Below are 15044 nucleotides of genomic sequence, written 5' to 3'. Positions count from 1 at the left end.
ACATCGGCTACATCATTAATTGGAAATTGCGCCTGTTGTTGCCCCTGCTGCCGACATACTCAAAAATGGCTGAAGTTTTTGCCACGTCTTGGGCCCAACTTTGCCATCAGCTTTTAAATTATTCTGTGTTTGAAAATCCTGAATAGCTTTTTTGCTCTTGGGGCCAATCTTGCCATCAACATCGCCCTCATACAGCCCGGCATTCTTTAATGCCTGCTGGATCTGCTGAGATGTGGGTTTGCCGATAACAGACATGTCCGGCTCAATTACTCCCATCGGTGCTTCTTCTGGTATGCTAGGCACCGGTTCAATAACACCTTGTCCACTTTCCACTAAAGAAATGACTTCATTGGATGAAATAGCATCATTGGTGATCACTTGGCTTTCAAATGGTGATTCGGTCAACTCTTTTTTCTGCTCGCAACCGTACACAAAAATACCTGCAACAAAAAGAACAACTAAAATTTTTCTCACGGTACCCCTTCTCTTTCTTAAAATATGTATGAATAAATCCGGTTTAAACTTCTTTTCCAAATCCAAAACAAAATTTTTTCTTGCCTTCCCTGGCTGTGCTCCTTTCCTAAATTCTTAAATAAATTTTAAATTTTTAATCCTCATAATCCTGCTCTTCCCGAAGGCCAAAAACTGAAAACATCAACTTGGCCACCAAGAAGAATAAAATAATATTTACCAACATCTTTGCCCCTCCTAGGGTAGAAAAATCCCGCTTTAAAAAGGCCAAAACCAACCTTTTAATCTACTTATCAAACCAACAATAATCAGGTGATTTCAATCGGATACAATTTAATGTTATCGCTGCTGTCTGGGCGTGTCAACGTCTTTATTGGATATTTTTGAAGGCAGATTACTAAAAATGTCCAATGTGATTTTAAAAAATTTTTATCGAAAATTATTAAAGCTCAACGCCAGTGGAAAATCAATGCTGCGTAAATGCGCGATCACCGACTGCAGATCATCTTTCTTAGGTGAGGATACTCTTATCTTGTCCCCATCAATTTGCGACTGAACTTTTAAACCTAGATCCTTAATGATCTTAACTAAATCTTTTGCTTTCTCTTTTGGGATCCCGCTCGTAATTTCGATCACCTGGCGCAACGTGCCTTCAAACGCCTGCTGTGCTTCCTTAAAATCAAGCGCCTTAAGTGAAATACTTCTCTTTGTCATTTTTCCGGCTAAAATATCCGACAAGGCGCGCAATTTGTAATCATCATCCCCGACCAGCGTAATTTTATTTTCCGCGCGATTATAATCAATGGACGCTTTGCTTCCCTTAAAATCATAGCGCTGTGCTAATTCTTTTTTAGCCTGATTGACCGCATTATCAACTTCCTGCAGGTCAACTTCGGAAACAATATCAAAGGAAAAATTCGCCATAAAATTAGTTATTAGTATATTCGGAAAGATGCCGAATACGCTTAAGCATATTCGGATGCGTGCTCAAAGCTTCCATCAACCGGTCGCCAAGATTAAGAGCGATCTTTTTATTGCGTAAAACAGCAAGCTCAGATGAATCAATGGTGCCGCTACGATCTAGATCAAGTTGAGCCAAGTCACGGATCTCATGAAGAGCTCTCGACGGATCATTGACAAAGAAAGCTTTTAAGCCTTCGGCTTCCTTGAGAGATTCTCGGTCCATGCGCGCAGACCCATAAACAAGCTTATAAAGCGCCGACGCTAAAGCCTCCGGCCGATTGCCCATTTCAATAGAACCTTTGTCGGCAAAATATTCCCGAACCCGAGATGCATACAAAACTAAAAGGTTAGTTATAAAATAAAAAAAGAATGCCGCCACTCCTATTAAAATGGTATTCCCGCGGTCATCGCGCCGCCTTCCCATGAACATAAAATGCCAAGCAATACGATACATAATCATTGGAATAACCGACAAAAGCGTGATCGTTAAGACATCGCGGTTTTTTATATGCGCCAACTCATGCCCGACAACAGCACGTAATTCTTCTTCATTCAGTAACTTGCGAATACCCTGCGTCACGCAAACACGTCCGTCTTTAACTCCTCGCCCGAACGCAAAGGCATTCGGAATATTAACATCCGAAATACATACTCTCGGAACAGGAACACCGGCCTTCTCAGCTAATTCTTCAACCATTCGGTAAAGCTGAGGCTCTTGTTCTTTTTTAACATATCGAACACGCATGGTCCATTCGACAATTTTCGGGCCGATCATGTACTGGATCAGCATCATTCCGATCGCAATGGCAAAATAAACATAGAAATTTGTCACACCCATCATCGTTCCGGCCATAGTGATCACGGCATAAATGATGGCAAATAATGCCGCCAATAATAAACCCATTCTCATATGCAAAGAAAACATTTTAATCCTCCTTGTGAATATCTCGTATTATCAACGTGGAATTATACCAAAAATTATTTAACAAGCAACCAAAACAGGATGGCAACGACAATTCGGTAAATGCCAAAACCGATGAAGTTATTATTCTTGATAAAGTGAAGCAGGAATTTGATCCCAAGAATTGCCACGCCAAAAGAAACAAAAAATCCCACGCTGATCAATCCGACTTGCTCGAAAGAAAACGCTGAAGCGCTTTTTAAAAGATCCAGCGCCGTTGCCGCCGCCATCGTCGGGATAGCTAATAAAAATGAAAATTCAACGATCGTTTTTCTTTTTAATCCCAAAATAAGCCCGCCGATAATCGTTGCCGCCGCCCGGGAAACGCCGGGAACAATAGCGATCGATTGAAAAACTCCGATCAAGACAGCCTGGCGATACGATATGGCAGAAATATTATCAAGGCTTCCCTCTTTTTCTCGGTGAAAAAGTTCAAAAACGATCAAGAAAATCCCTCCTAAAAGCAAAGACCAAATAACAACTTGTTCATTGCCCAGAAGAACTTTCTTGATTAGCTTGTAAAAAATCAATCCCAAAACCGCGGTCGGAATAAACGCCGCTAAGACCTTTTTGACAATGACCACATTGGTCAAAAGAAGGCGCCAGTACAAAACAACTACCGCTAAGATTGCGCCAAGCTGAATAGAAATCTCAAAGCTTTTGATAAAATCCGTTGACGCAAGGCCTAAAAGGCGTTGGGCTAATATCAAATGCCCGGTAGAAGAAATCGGCAAAAACTCCGTAATTCCCTCAACAATTCCTAAAATGATGGCGTGAAAGAAATCCATGAATTCCCTCTACAATAAAAGGATCAATGATGATGGTGATGGCCGCCGGCGCCGTGCGCATGGCCATGAGCTAATTCTTCGGCCGTTGCATCGCGCCGATCAACAACTTCAACAGCAAAGCTCAAATCTTGCCCCGCCAGGGGGTGATTCGCGTCACAAACCACTTCTGTTTCGGTCACTTCAATTACGTTAACGACCCGATTATCTTGCTCGGTGCCGACACGAAAAACATCTCCCGCCTTGGCATCTTCCGGAAATTTATTCTTCGGCAAACGATAGATCTGATTTTGATCATAAATACCGTAGGCGTCTTTGGCTAAAATCGTCGTTTGGCTTTTTTCTCCCGCTTTAAGCGTTACCAAAATATCTTCTAGGGCCTGGATGATCTGCCCCGCGCCTTCCAAGAAAACAAGCGGGCTTCCCGCCGGAGACGCATCGATCATTTGTCCGTTTTTATCGGTTAAGACATAATTAAAGCTGATCACTTGTTTAGACATGCCACTTTCCTTTATATAGGCACTGGTTTAAATTAACCTTCATTCATCCGATGATCTTTACCACTTTTTGAAAATAAAAAATACCGCCGCGATCATAAAAAGAAATCCGACAATATAATTCCAGCGGACTTCTTCTTTTAAGTAGACAACAGAAAAGACACAAAAAACAACCAAGGTAACGACTTCTTGGATCGTTTTGAGCTGAGCGGCCGTATATTGACCATGTCCAAACCGATTGGCCGGAACCTGAAAACAATATTCCACAAAAGCGATGAGCCAGCTGATAATGATAACGGTGAAAAGCGGCGCGCTTTTATACTTAAGATGCCCGTACCAGGCAATTGTCATGAAAATATTTGAAACCGTCAATAGCGCAATAGTTCTCATTTTTTCCTTTTTCCCTCGGACTTCTTGATCTTGTTCCAATTCATAATAACCTGACGCGCTGATCTTAGCTTCAATTTTCCAAAAACATGCGGATGACGGCGAACTAACTTTTTACTAAGCCCATCGATCACATCTTCAATATCAAACTTCTTTTTCTTTTGCGCCATTTGAGCATTGAACATAACGAGAAGAAGAATATCGCCCAATTCTTCTTTCATATGACGGTAATTGCGCGATTTGACTGCCTGAATATATTCGCGCGTCTCTTCCCGCAAATGACGGATAACCGAATCAAAGGTTTGCTTTCTGTCCCACGGGCAACCCTTGGGCCCATGCAAAATATTAAAGATTTCCTTCAGGCGAATAAATTTTGTCTTTTTTGGCATTGGGGTATTATATCGTAGGCGTGATTTTTGCAAATAAAAAAATTAATTACTCAATTTATGGCTGAAAAGCCTTTTGACTAACATTGTCGCATAGCTTCCTCTGGGAAGAATGAACTTTAAGATCATCTTTTGAGCCGAATGATTAAGCTCATCGTCGCCAACCTCAAAGGAAAGATTTTCCGGTTTTATCACCGCACTGCGATCGGTAGATTTGAAGTAGCCTTGCCGTAGCTTAAGCTTATTGAACATCGCGTGAGTTATCCCCTGCTCTTTAAGAATTTGCGCATAAATTTCTTCGCAGGCCGAATCGGGCATTTTAGTTTTTCCTGACATACCGGAAATGATGAGCTCTCGAAAATATTTGTCATCATCCGCATTTAACTCCCCAAAGAAAAGATAATCTCCGGCAATGCCTTTGTAAGCTTTTAGCGGAGAGACCTTTCGCGCCGCAAGAACACGACGCAAAACCTCATTCCATATAAAAGACTGATAGGCGCTGATATAAAGCGATAAAACCTCATCGGGAATTTGCCTTAAAAGCGGCAAGAAATCACTTTTGCTCTGGGCTAAGAAATCAAATGCCTTTTGCTCCCACTCAGTTTTAGCACAAGTCTTGCACACCGCCCAATCTTTCCAGTGTTCGATGAAAAATTTCTTACGGTCTTTCTCTTCTTTTTTGTCATCAGAATGAATCGCCGTTAAATAAATTTTAAGCGCTCCATTAAAATGCCCTTTTAATATCTTTTCGGCAAAAAACCCTTGGATCAAGTCAAAACTTCCGAAGCGCTGATCATCGAAAAAATTTGGAAAACCGAATTGCCCAACAACGGCCATTTCCTGTTTCGCGCTTTCAATATCAGCCGTTTTTAATTTACGCAGTGTGATCTCAAATTTATTACCCGCGATCAGATCCGGGCCCATCGGCCTGTCCATAAAACCGGCAAACCGCAAGATATAATTCTTCTCTTCAAAATCACCGATGCGCGCTCCGGCGATCGTTATATACTGCGTTGTCAGCGCGTGCCGGTCTTTTTTTCCTCCGTAGGAAAGGTTTTCAAAATGGATCCGCAGCTTTTTAGCAATGTCGCGTAAAACATCAAGAGTATTCCATCCTTTTTTTGTCAAAAGATAAACGCCATGCGTTCCCTTTTTTGTTAAAGGCAAAGGCGCCACTTCCTCGACAATAAAATCTTCCGGCCTAGATTTAATCGTTAATTTCATAAAATTAAAAGGCATCGTCTATGCGATGCCGGTTTTTGCTCTTCCTAAATTACGCTTGCTCGTGTCCGCCCATCCACTTTTTCCCGCCCAAGATCCTGGCGACCATCATGCTGGCAACATTATCACCAACCGCGTTGACCATCGTCGCCGGCGGATCAACTAAAACCCCGACCATGGAAATAATAGGAAGAGCTTCTAAGGGAAATCCGTAAATAGTAACGATCAAAACTTCGGCGATAAATCCACCGCCGGGAATTCCCGCCATCACAATACCGGCTAAAAGCGCAATGCCAATAGCCGTCATGATCGTTGCGGCGCCGGAAAAATCCATCTGGAACAATCCAAATAAAAGAGCAATCTTGACGATCGCCGCTAAGCACGAACCATCCATATGAATAGTAGCGCCAATCGGGATAACAACTTCACTGATATCTTTAGGAACTCCATTTTTATTGGCTGCCTCTAGATTGGAGGGAATCGTGGCAACACTGCTCCCGGTTGCCAGCGCCGTTAAGGAAGTCGGAACAATGTTTGTCCAAAATGTTTTAACACCAAGGGCACGTCCGGAAAAATACGCGTAAAACGAAAATCCGATAAAAAAATAAAGAATAGCAATCGGATAATATACAACAACCACACGCACATAGGAACCTAAAAGCTGCGGCCCAAAAACACCGACCAAGTAAGCAAAATAAGCGCAAAGTCCGATGGGCGCGTAAAACATAACATAACTGATAACCTTCATCATAACGTCATTACCCGCAACGAGAAACTGAGTAAAGACCTTTGCCTTTTCTTTTAACCGCAATGCCGCCAGGCCGATCAAAAGAGAGAAAATGATCAAGGCCAACATATTTTTCTTGGAGAAAATGTTCACGAAATCCGAAACAGTTAAAGCTTTAACGATCTGCTCACTGATTTTAACTTGTTCCATGTTAGCGTTAGAGCTCAGAGGAATTTGCACGCCTTGGGCCGGCGGATAGATCAAAACACCGATCGTCATTATGATGGAAGCAATGATCCCGGTTACCACAAAAACTACCAGCATGGACCCCAATATTTTTCCTAAACGTTTGGCATCCGACATGCCTGCCACCGCCGAAGAAATGGAAAAGAAAACCAAGGGAGTCACAACGGTAAAAAGAAGGTTTAAGAAAATATCACCGAAAGGCTTAAGCGCAATCGCCCCTTCTTCAAGAAAAATCCCTAAAAGCGATCCGATCAAAATAGAGACGATCAATAAAAGCGAGAAACCGTAGTTTTTAAAAAATGTATTTTGGAAGAAATTTGGCTTCATTGCAGTAGATGTTGAGGAATTTTCTTTCGCCCGATATATCCGTCATCAAATCCGTGGTACCATTCTACCGATCTTTCATCGCTTCGCCAGCAAAGTAAAACTTCTTTTTCATCGATCAACGCGGGAAAATCAACTAAGCCGATTTCAAAGTTCCAGTCCTTAAATGAGCATCCTAATTCCTGCAGCTCAAGCATTAGTGTTTCAATGTCATCAATCAGCGCTTGGGATTCCGCGCGAACCGATGATGTCGGCTCAAGCAAGCCCAGCGCTTTCAGTTTTCGTCCCTTTGATAAAATATCTTCGACGATCTGCTTAACCAGCGGAAGACGTTTGTTCGCCTCTTGTGGCGTGAAGATCTTTTTTGTCATCGGCTCTCCTGTTTTTCATAGCGCCAATGCCATGGCTCGAAGGTAATGCCCTTGCCCGCATTTTTAGGGTACGATAAAACAAAATTAAATTCTTTAGCGTGTTCTAGAAGCCATTTGTATTCCGGCAAATCTTCAAATTCTTTTGGGTCATCTTCCCCATTAATATTATTCTCATTGATAAAATCAATGGCTTGGTGCTTGACTGATCCATGTTCGCTAAAACCCGGGAGCGCTACGAATTTTACTGTTTCGCGAATAGAATATTCGTGATTTCTTAAATAATAAACGAATAGATATACCTGATAAGCGCTGGAACGATAGCCGGACTCAATATAAAGCTGTTTTTTTAGATCTTTTTTCATAGCTTTCATCATCACCAGATATTGCTCGTAAACATTTGGCGGAAGAAATTGTGGTGATAAATATTTGTCTTTCCCTTCTTTCGTTTTTATTTTCTGATTCTTGATAACGACGAGCTCTTCCTTGCCGGTGGCTATCCCTCGAAAAGGGATTTTCACATTCAGCTTTTTTGCGTCTAGGCTCTGGAATTTCTTTAAGAATCGGCGTTCTTTGGCGCTTAATGGCGCGTAAAGCTCATCAAAGGTTAGTGTCGCCAAATTTTGCTTTTTGTCTCGCTCCTCAATAAGAGGCGCTAACTTATTGATCAGATTTTGCGCTTTTTTAATATCAGAAGCTGAAAGCTTGTCAAAATCAAGCGCAAAAGAAGGCGCGCTTGTGGCAAACAAAATAGCAGCCACAAGCGCACCTAAAAAGATTCCTCTTACGGTTTTTGTCATTATCTAATTTTTTGTTTAAGCTGATAAATGATCCCTGCGGCAATTTCCGGTTTTGGCAAAACAAGCTGGCGCGCGGACACGGTCACCTGAGTTTTTCTTTTTTCATTCTTTTCAACCTTTACCGTCACATCCGCCACATCTACTTTTCCTTTAACAATGCCAGTAGTTTTGTCTTCACTTTTTACTTCGCCCATTTTCTTTATAAGATTTAGCGCGATTTCATATGTCTTTCCAACGCTGGCGCTAAATTCGGCCGTTTCGGAATCTTTAGCAACCAAAGCGCCCACGATACCGGCTGGCAAGAACCCAACACCCAGAACAGTTGCCGCTGCATACACGCCCGCGCCTTGAATAGCCGTAGGCCCCATAGCCTGAACCATGATCAAAGTCGCCATTTGCTCCACACTTTTGATATTCCTAAACTCTTTATTTTTAAGCGCGATCTCATAGCTATAAACACCAAAGGGCTCACCCTTGGTAAAATCTTTCAAAACAACACGCTCAACATTAAGCTTTAAAAGGTCAATTTCAAGCGCCATTTCTTTTGCGGGCTTTGACCCTTCTTTTTTCTTTTCTGTTTTTGATTTTTGCTCTTCCACAACTTTTAGCGCGTCAACATTCAGCTTCCCTTCCTTATTTTTAATCACGATCATTTCTTTTAAGTTGAACACAATTAACGGTAGGCGGATCTTCCCTTGGAAAAGCTTCCAAAGATCATATTTAACCCGGATCTGCGGAGCATTGATCATGATTTCTTTTGGAAAACCCGGAGGATTATAAACTTTCAGATTGTTAATAGCGACACCCTGCGTAAAAAGCCCTAAAGAGAAATATCCGATTTTAATCGGCGCGCCCAACACAGCTGAGCCAACGGTTGTTATTGTTGTTTTAATGAGAAAATCTTTTACGACCGTCAGACACAGAAGAACGACAACAACAATGATAATAATTTTTTTCCAATTTGTATTTTTCATCCCGCCTCCTTTTTTATTTTTCTTATGAACAGCAATAGTCTATTATCAAAAACAACGGGTGTCAAACACCGAAATGAAAAACATCCCCTTTGCCCTGTTGACTTTTTAATATTTTTGAGTATAATTCCACTGTTCTTTAAAGTTGTTCTTTATAAACTAATAGCGCTTTCCATTCCCCTGTAGCTCAGCTGGTAGAGCAAGTGGCTGTTAACCACTGGGTCCGAGGTTCGAGTCCTCGCGGGGGAGCCATTTAAAACGCCCATCAATAGATGGGCGTTTTGTTTAGATGGCGACCCTCTGCGTTTTGATTTGTGAGCTCCGCCGAGCAAATCAGCAGATGGGGAGATAATTCTTGCAATATAATATGTCGGCAGTGGGGATCTTTTTTGTAAATGGGCCGCCTTCGGGCGGCCCATTTTTATTTGACATTTATTGAAAGTTTAATAATTTTTAAGTAGAATAGCGCCTATGGACACACGAGCGACATGTCTAAATTGTATGGATGGACGAGTGCAGTTCCCTGTCTTAAACTGGATCAAGCAAAACTACAATGTCGATTTTGTAGATGTCATTACCGAAGCCGGTATGGATTGCGTCTTGTCTAACCAAGAAGATGTCAGTGAAATATTACGCAGTATCCGCATTTCTGTCGATGCTAATAAATCTACTCGATTTTTTGTCGTCGGCCACTATGATTGCCGAGGAAATCCTGTCGAAGAAGCGATACACCGCCAACAGATCAACAATGCCGTCAACCGCCTCAAAAGCTATTGGCCTAACCATGAGATCATCGGGCTTTGGGTCAATAAAAACTGGCAAGTTGAACTCGCTTCAAAAATATGACCAGCTCACTTTTTCCTCATGGAATATAAACCAAAGAATTTCATCACCCCCGAAAAAACAAAACACCACGCGGAAATATTATCTAACCGGGTCAAAAACCGTTTTCGTCATTTGTCAAAACGATTTAAGCGCGAAGGAATTGACTGTTTCCGTCTTTACGATTGGGATATTCCGGAAGTACGTGCCGTCGTGGATTGGTATGCCGAGCATATCGTTGTTGCCGAATATGAGAGGCTGCAAACCGGCCCCAACTGGCTTCCCCAAATGGCGCAAGCTGTCGCGCAGGTGCTTAATATCCCACCGGAACGCGTTCACACAAAACGGCGACGCACCGCCAGCGAAGGAAAAACTCGTTACGGAAAATTAGATACTAAGGATAAGCGCTTTGAAGTTCACGAACGTGATTTGCGTTTTTGGATCAATTTAGATGATTTTTTAGATACGGGGCTTTACTCGGATCATCGTGATACGCGCGTTATAATTAAGAAACTTGCGCAAGGAAAAGATTTCTTGAATTTATTCGCCTACACCGGAGCTTTCACCTGCGCCGCCGCAGCCGGTCGCGCAAAATCAAGCGTCACTGTGGATCGTTCCGCAACATATGTCAAATGGGCGCAAGATAATTTAAAGCTTAACGGACTTTCAGGCCCACAACATACATTCATCCAATCGGATGTCGGAAAATATTTGGAATTAGCTTATCGTCAAAAAAGACAGTTCAATCTCATTTTTGTCGACCCGCCGTCTTTCTCTAAAGATGTCAGTCAAGGCGCTGCGTTCGATATCAACAGAGACCACCCTGCGCTTATCCAGAGCGTTTTAAAAGTAACATCCCCAGGCGCAGCAGTTTTCTTCTCAACAAATCATCAAAGATTTGAGCCGCGTTTTCTTGACCTTAAGGTCCGCGACATCACAGAACTTACCCCGAAAACAATTCCCGAAGATTACCGCAATAAAAAGATCCACCGCTGTTGGCAAATAACAGCTCTTTAAGTCGATAATATTATTTCTTAGTGCTTGCTCTTCTCTTTGGTGGGCTTCTCTGGCTGGTTATTAGCTTGTGTATTTTCTTTTTGATTTTGCTCTGGGGGTAAATCAACATTAAGAGGATAAGAAGTCTCGTTGCCCAAAACATCTTTGGCTGTAAGGCGGAAAGCTAAGGTTTTAAACTTTTTCTCTGGTAAAATATAGTCGTAAGAAACATATTCTTTGACCCTATCAAATTTTGTATCAACGGGCTTTATGCTGCCTAATTTAATAATCCTATTTCCTGCCGTAAGCTCTAAGCTCGCATTGGCAACTTGTGAACCACCGGTCAGGCTATCATCAATTAAAGCCTGAATACGTACAAAAGATCCGTAATCATCTGCCCTTGCCCCCAAAACTAACGGCCCAGAACGGTCAGAAGAAATAACTTGAACATCCCAGCTTAGCGAACGATCGGTATAAATTGCGCCATAAGATGCTTCAACAAAAATACTGTGTTCTCCAATGTCTCCCATAGAAGATATGTAAGTCCAACTGGATCCATCGGCACCCTCCACCAAATTTCCGTCTAGAAACCATTGAAACACTAAACGGCGGTCGATCTTAAACTTGTCTTTTTCAGCCTTAATGGCATCACTAAGAAGTTTCTCAATCTGATCTCGATCGTTGGGATCAATGGAAAAACTAATGCTCTGCCCTTCTTCAATTCGAAGCGAACTATCAATTGGTGAATATTTCTTGATCAACAAAGAGCTGCTTCTCTTTTTCATTTGAGAAGTTTCATCCTTAGGATTTAGAAAAGAGGTGTTGTTGCCGCCGAAATAAATTCCAAGGTCTCCTGAGGAGTTCTGATTATCTTGACCTAAAATGGGGACAGAATTATCGCCGCCACCTGACTCCGGCAAATCAACATCAACGGGCATAGAGCCAATGCTGTCATTGACCGCGATCGAAACCACCGCTATGTTGCTATCCAAAATTCCGTCATTCGCCTTAAATGTAAAACTATCTGCCCCAACATAATTAGAGCTTGGCATATAAATTAAGTTTGGCGCCACTCCGCTCACAACTCCGTGAGCGGGCTGGCTAATAACGGCAAATGTCAGAAGATCGTCATCTGGATCGCTCGCAGTTAACGTAATGTTAAGCGCCATATTCTTTTGCGTTAACAGGCTTAAGTTGTCAGCAACTGGCGCATTATTCATCTCATGAACAAAATCAATTTCATCCACATGCCTGATCACAACAACGGCATTCGCACTAAAACCCAACCCATCATTATCAACCACTTTAAGAGTAAAGGTAAAACCCGTATTTTCACTCACCTTGGGAGCGATCACTTGCACTACCGCAGGCATTAACGGGTCACGAATAACTGGAAGCCCTTCTTTGCTAACCCACGTATACGACACAATGTTGCCATCAGGGTCAAAACTTGAAGAGCCGTCTAAAATGATCATTTGCCCTTCATCAATAAGACTTGGCGCTGAAATAACTGCCACCGGAGGCTGAGGCACAAAGACCACAACATTTTTAACGGTAACGGTCATGCTGGCTTCAGCGGTTAAGCCCTCACTATCAATGACTTTCAAAGTGATAACGTAATCAGTGTCTTGATCAACTTCCGGAGCCATAAAATTTGCGGAAGCATTCCTTTGCCCAGTGATCGTCATTCCTTTCGAGGCGGTCCATTCATAACGAGCGATGGCTCCGTCCGGGTCAGAACTCAAAGAAGCATCTAAAAGCCCGAATTCTTTTTCATTGATGGGATTCGGATTGACCGTGAATTGAGCGACCGGGGGAAGATTGGGCACAGGAACATCTTTCACCGTTATAGTTATTGACTTAGAATCGGTTAGACCTGCGTCATCAATAACCTTTAGGGTGATCATGTAATCAGTACTTTTTGTTACACTAGGAGCGATAAAATGTGCTTTGTTGCGATCCATCGGCTCTACAACAATCGTTCCGCCGGAAGCGCTCCATTCGTAGCGGGCAATGGTACCGTCCGGATCCGTACTTGCGGAAGCATCTAAAAGCGATCGGGTGTTTTCATCAAGCGGATTAGGAGTCGCTGTAAACTGGGCAACCGGAGGCCGATTAGATTCGGGTATATCTTTAACCGTTACCCTAACACTGTCAGTCGCGGTCAAATTATCATTGTCGGTTACGGTTAAGCTGATCGTGTAATTGGCATCTTGATCTACCTGCGGAGCAACAAAGGTTACCGTTAAATCATCAACAACTTGCAAGACAATTCCTTCGGAAGCCTGCCAATCGTAAGAAACAATATTGCCGTCATCGTTTACCGCCGCATAAACTGTGACCATGGCTCCCTCGGAAACAGGATTAGAGTCTGCAGTTATTTCAACGCTGGGGGCAAGCAAATTATTCTCAACGACAAGCGAAAGATCTGCGGTTGCAGTCTGATTTTCATCATCGGTTACAGTTAAAATAAAATTGTAGACCTGATCTACGGAAACCTGCGGCACATCAAAAGTTATTCTCGCAATATCAGGATTATTAACCGTAATTCCTTGTGGCACTGTCCAATGATATGAAACGGATCCTCCGTCCGGGTCAGAACCTGCTCCGGTTAAGGTAACCGATTGCCCCTCCATAGCCGGATTAGGTTCCGCAGAAGCGCTCGCTGTTGGCGGCACGCTCTCTTGTTCTTGTTCTTCGAAAACTGTGATCGTGAGAGTTTCCAATATGTCATTGCCCTGACGAGAAATAACCTGAATAGCAGCACTGCCGTTAATAAAATTCAAATCGATTGGCGCGTTAAACGCGTATTCGTCGATTGATCCTGTCGGAGCAACAGACGCGTTAACTCCATTGACTGCTACGGAGCTAGGAAGCGGGCCAACAGCAAAACCGCTAACAACAATAGAATTCCCAACGACATCCTGGTCTTGCGGAGATAAAATCTCTATTAATGGCCAATCATAATTCACTTCTTTTACATCGATAACCAGTACGCTATCGGCAAGTCTCGCCGTCAACTGACCTGTGGTCGAATTAATATAGTGAAGCGGAACATTTTCTGCGCTGAAATTATAAAGCGAGTTTCCTATTGATGTCGTAACGGCCGGAACGCCGTTAATTTTAATATTTGCCCCGAAATTAAACATCGCCCAGCCGCTCACCGTCACCCGCCGCTGAGATACGCTCTCCCCTTCCACCGGCGCAAGAATTTCAATAGCCGGCTCAACATGGCCTAAATAAAAAGCACCGATATCATTACGAGAACCGTCAGGATCGTTATAAGCGGCATCCGGATTCCCGGCATCCACCGCCGGAGATTGCTGAATGATATGATAATCAGCGTTGACTCTATCTTCAAATAAAGGATCAGCAGAGAAATTAGTGGCTCCTAATCCTAAAATAAAACTGTCATCCGAAACATTGTAATCCCCCTGAACCTTCATATATTCAGTATTCTGAGCAAGACCGTTTCCCCAAATGATATTATTGCGCAGTAACGCCGAGCTTAGGCCGCTACCCCACTCGAACGGTCCCAGCAAAGCATAAAACGAGGCATCGTTGTCAACGATAGTATTGTTGGTCAAGTAGCCTGCCCCCATTAGCTTAACAGCAGATTGATTTTCATAAAATATATTACGATCAAAATAGCCAGATCGAGCAACCGCCCCGACAAAATTGTGACGAAAGACACACCCAATAATATTTCCGTATCTCATAGTCAAAGTAGGCCATTGATAATTCCTGTCAAAAGTAACATTCTCAAAAGTGACATTGTCCGTGCTCGAACTGTTAATGTTAACACTGTCGCCTATAATAACATCTTCTGCATTTCCAATGCCTTTAACGTATATGGGGACACTGCCGGGCGATATTCCTATTTGACCGCCCGCTTGATAATGCCCTTCCATGACATAGATCATTCTAACGGCATTATCCCCTGCCGGATTTTGATAGAGAAAGGTTAACGCTTCATTGATCGTATTAAACGGATACTCAACGCTGCCGTCCTCTGTGCCGGTCGTGTTATCATCGTCTACGTAAATCGGATTAAAATTAAACCCTATTTGCCGCTTGACCGTATTCGTGGAACTGTCAAATCTTGGATTGTTATTATTG

Annotated in this window: 15 protein-coding genes and 1 tRNA gene; 3 read left to right on the top strand and 13 right to left on the bottom strand. The window is 42.7% G+C overall.

The window, feature by feature from the left end; translation table 11 throughout:
• Positions 1-15: 15 nt before the first annotated feature.
• The 12 genes from WC676_05035 to WC676_04980 form a co-directional block, all read right to left on the bottom strand.
• Positions 16-474, bottom strand: a complete 459-nt coding sequence (locus WC676_05035) for a peptidoglycan-binding domain-containing protein (GenBank protein ID MFA5059971.1) — start codon at positions 472-474, stop codon at positions 16-18.
• 426 nt (positions 475-900) lie between these two features.
• Entirely contained in the window at positions 901-1395 is a 495-nt protein-coding gene (locus WC676_05030) for a YajQ family cyclic di-GMP-binding protein (protein MFA5059970.1), read from the bottom strand.
• 4 nt (positions 1396-1399) lie between these two features.
• Positions 1400-2359 (bottom strand): zinc metalloprotease HtpX, encoded by a 960-nt coding sequence (locus WC676_05025; protein MFA5059969.1) that lies wholly within the window; start codon positions 2357-2359, stop codon positions 1400-1402.
• 53 nt (positions 2360-2412) lie between these two features.
• Positions 2413-3183 (bottom strand): undecaprenyl-diphosphatase UppP, encoded by a 771-nt coding sequence (gene uppP, locus WC676_05020; GenBank protein ID MFA5059968.1) that lies wholly within the window; start codon positions 3181-3183, stop codon positions 2413-2415.
• A 23-nt stretch (positions 3184-3206) separates the two neighbouring features.
• Entirely contained in the window at positions 3207-3680 is a 474-nt protein-coding gene (locus WC676_05015; protein MFA5059967.1) for a peptidylprolyl isomerase, read from the bottom strand.
• Between the two features lie 57 nt (positions 3681-3737).
• Positions 3738-4067 carry a DMT family protein gene (locus WC676_05010; GenBank protein MFA5059966.1) on the bottom strand — a complete coding sequence of 110 codons (330 nt, stop codon included), beginning with the start codon at positions 4065-4067 and terminating at the stop codon, positions 3738-3740.
• Entirely contained in the window at positions 4064-4453 is a 390-nt protein-coding gene (locus WC676_05005; protein ID MFA5059965.1) for a MazG nucleotide pyrophosphohydrolase domain-containing protein, read from the bottom strand. The genes WC676_05010 and WC676_05005 overlap by 4 nt, the downstream gene beginning before the upstream one ends.
• A 42-nt stretch (positions 4454-4495) precedes the next feature.
• On the bottom strand, positions 4496-5674 hold the full coding sequence (truD, locus tag WC676_05000; protein ID MFA5059964.1) for a tRNA pseudouridine(13) synthase TruD: 1179 nt from the start codon (positions 5672-5674) through the stop codon (positions 4496-4498).
• Positions 5675-5723: 49 nt separating this feature from the next.
• A complete protein-coding gene (locus tag WC676_04995; GenBank protein ID MFA5059963.1) occupies positions 5724-6971 on the bottom strand; it encodes a dicarboxylate/amino acid:cation symporter in 1248 nt (415 codons plus the stop codon).
• Positions 6968-7339 carry a DUF2203 domain-containing protein gene (locus WC676_04990; protein ID MFA5059962.1) on the bottom strand — a complete coding sequence of 124 codons (372 nt, stop codon included), beginning with the start codon at positions 7337-7339 and terminating at the stop codon, positions 6968-6970. The genes WC676_04995 and WC676_04990 overlap by 4 nt, the downstream gene beginning before the upstream one ends.
• Positions 7336-8136: a M15 family metallopeptidase gene (locus WC676_04985; GenBank protein ID MFA5059961.1), complete on the bottom strand. Its 801-nt coding sequence runs from the start codon at positions 8134-8136 to the stop codon at positions 7336-7338. Before WC676_04985 ends, WC676_04990 begins: the two co-directional genes overlap by 4 nt.
• Positions 8136-9110: a hypothetical protein gene (locus WC676_04980; protein MFA5059960.1), complete on the bottom strand. Its 975-nt coding sequence runs from the start codon at positions 9108-9110 to the stop codon at positions 8136-8138. Before WC676_04980 ends, WC676_04985 begins: the two co-directional genes overlap by 1 nt.
• A gap of 173 nt (positions 9111-9283) precedes the next feature.
• On the opposite strand from WC676_04980, the gene WC676_04975 reads away from it, so the two are divergent.
• The 3 genes from WC676_04975 to WC676_04965 all read left to right on the top strand — a co-directional run bounded on the left by WC676_04975 (position 9284) and on the right by WC676_04965 (position 10946).
• Positions 9284-9359, top strand: a tRNA-Asn gene (locus WC676_04975).
• Positions 9360-9578: 219 nt separating this feature from the next.
• Positions 9579-9953: a carbonic anhydrase gene (locus WC676_04970; protein MFA5059959.1), complete on the top strand. Its 375-nt coding sequence runs from the start codon at positions 9579-9581 to the stop codon at positions 9951-9953.
• Positions 9954-9971: 18 nt separating this feature from the next.
• Positions 9972-10946 carry a class I SAM-dependent methyltransferase gene (locus tag WC676_04965; GenBank protein ID MFA5059958.1) on the top strand — a complete coding sequence of 325 codons (975 nt, stop codon included), beginning with the start codon at positions 9972-9974 and terminating at the stop codon, positions 10944-10946.
• A 17-nt stretch (positions 10947-10963) separates the two neighbouring features.
• Here WC676_04965 and WC676_04960 read toward each other — a convergent pair.
• On the bottom strand, positions 10964-15044 hold a 4081-nt coding region (locus tag WC676_04960; GenBank protein ID MFA5059957.1), incomplete at its 5' end, for a PKD domain-containing protein.

Source organism: Candidatus Omnitrophota bacterium, from assembly GCA_041649175.1.
Taxonomy (GTDB): domain Bacteria; phylum Omnitrophota; class Gorgyraeia; order Zapsychrales; family JBAZNR01; genus JBAZNR01.
Note: the sequence above shows the minus strand (reverse complement) of the source record. Positions and strands in the feature narration are given on the sequence as shown.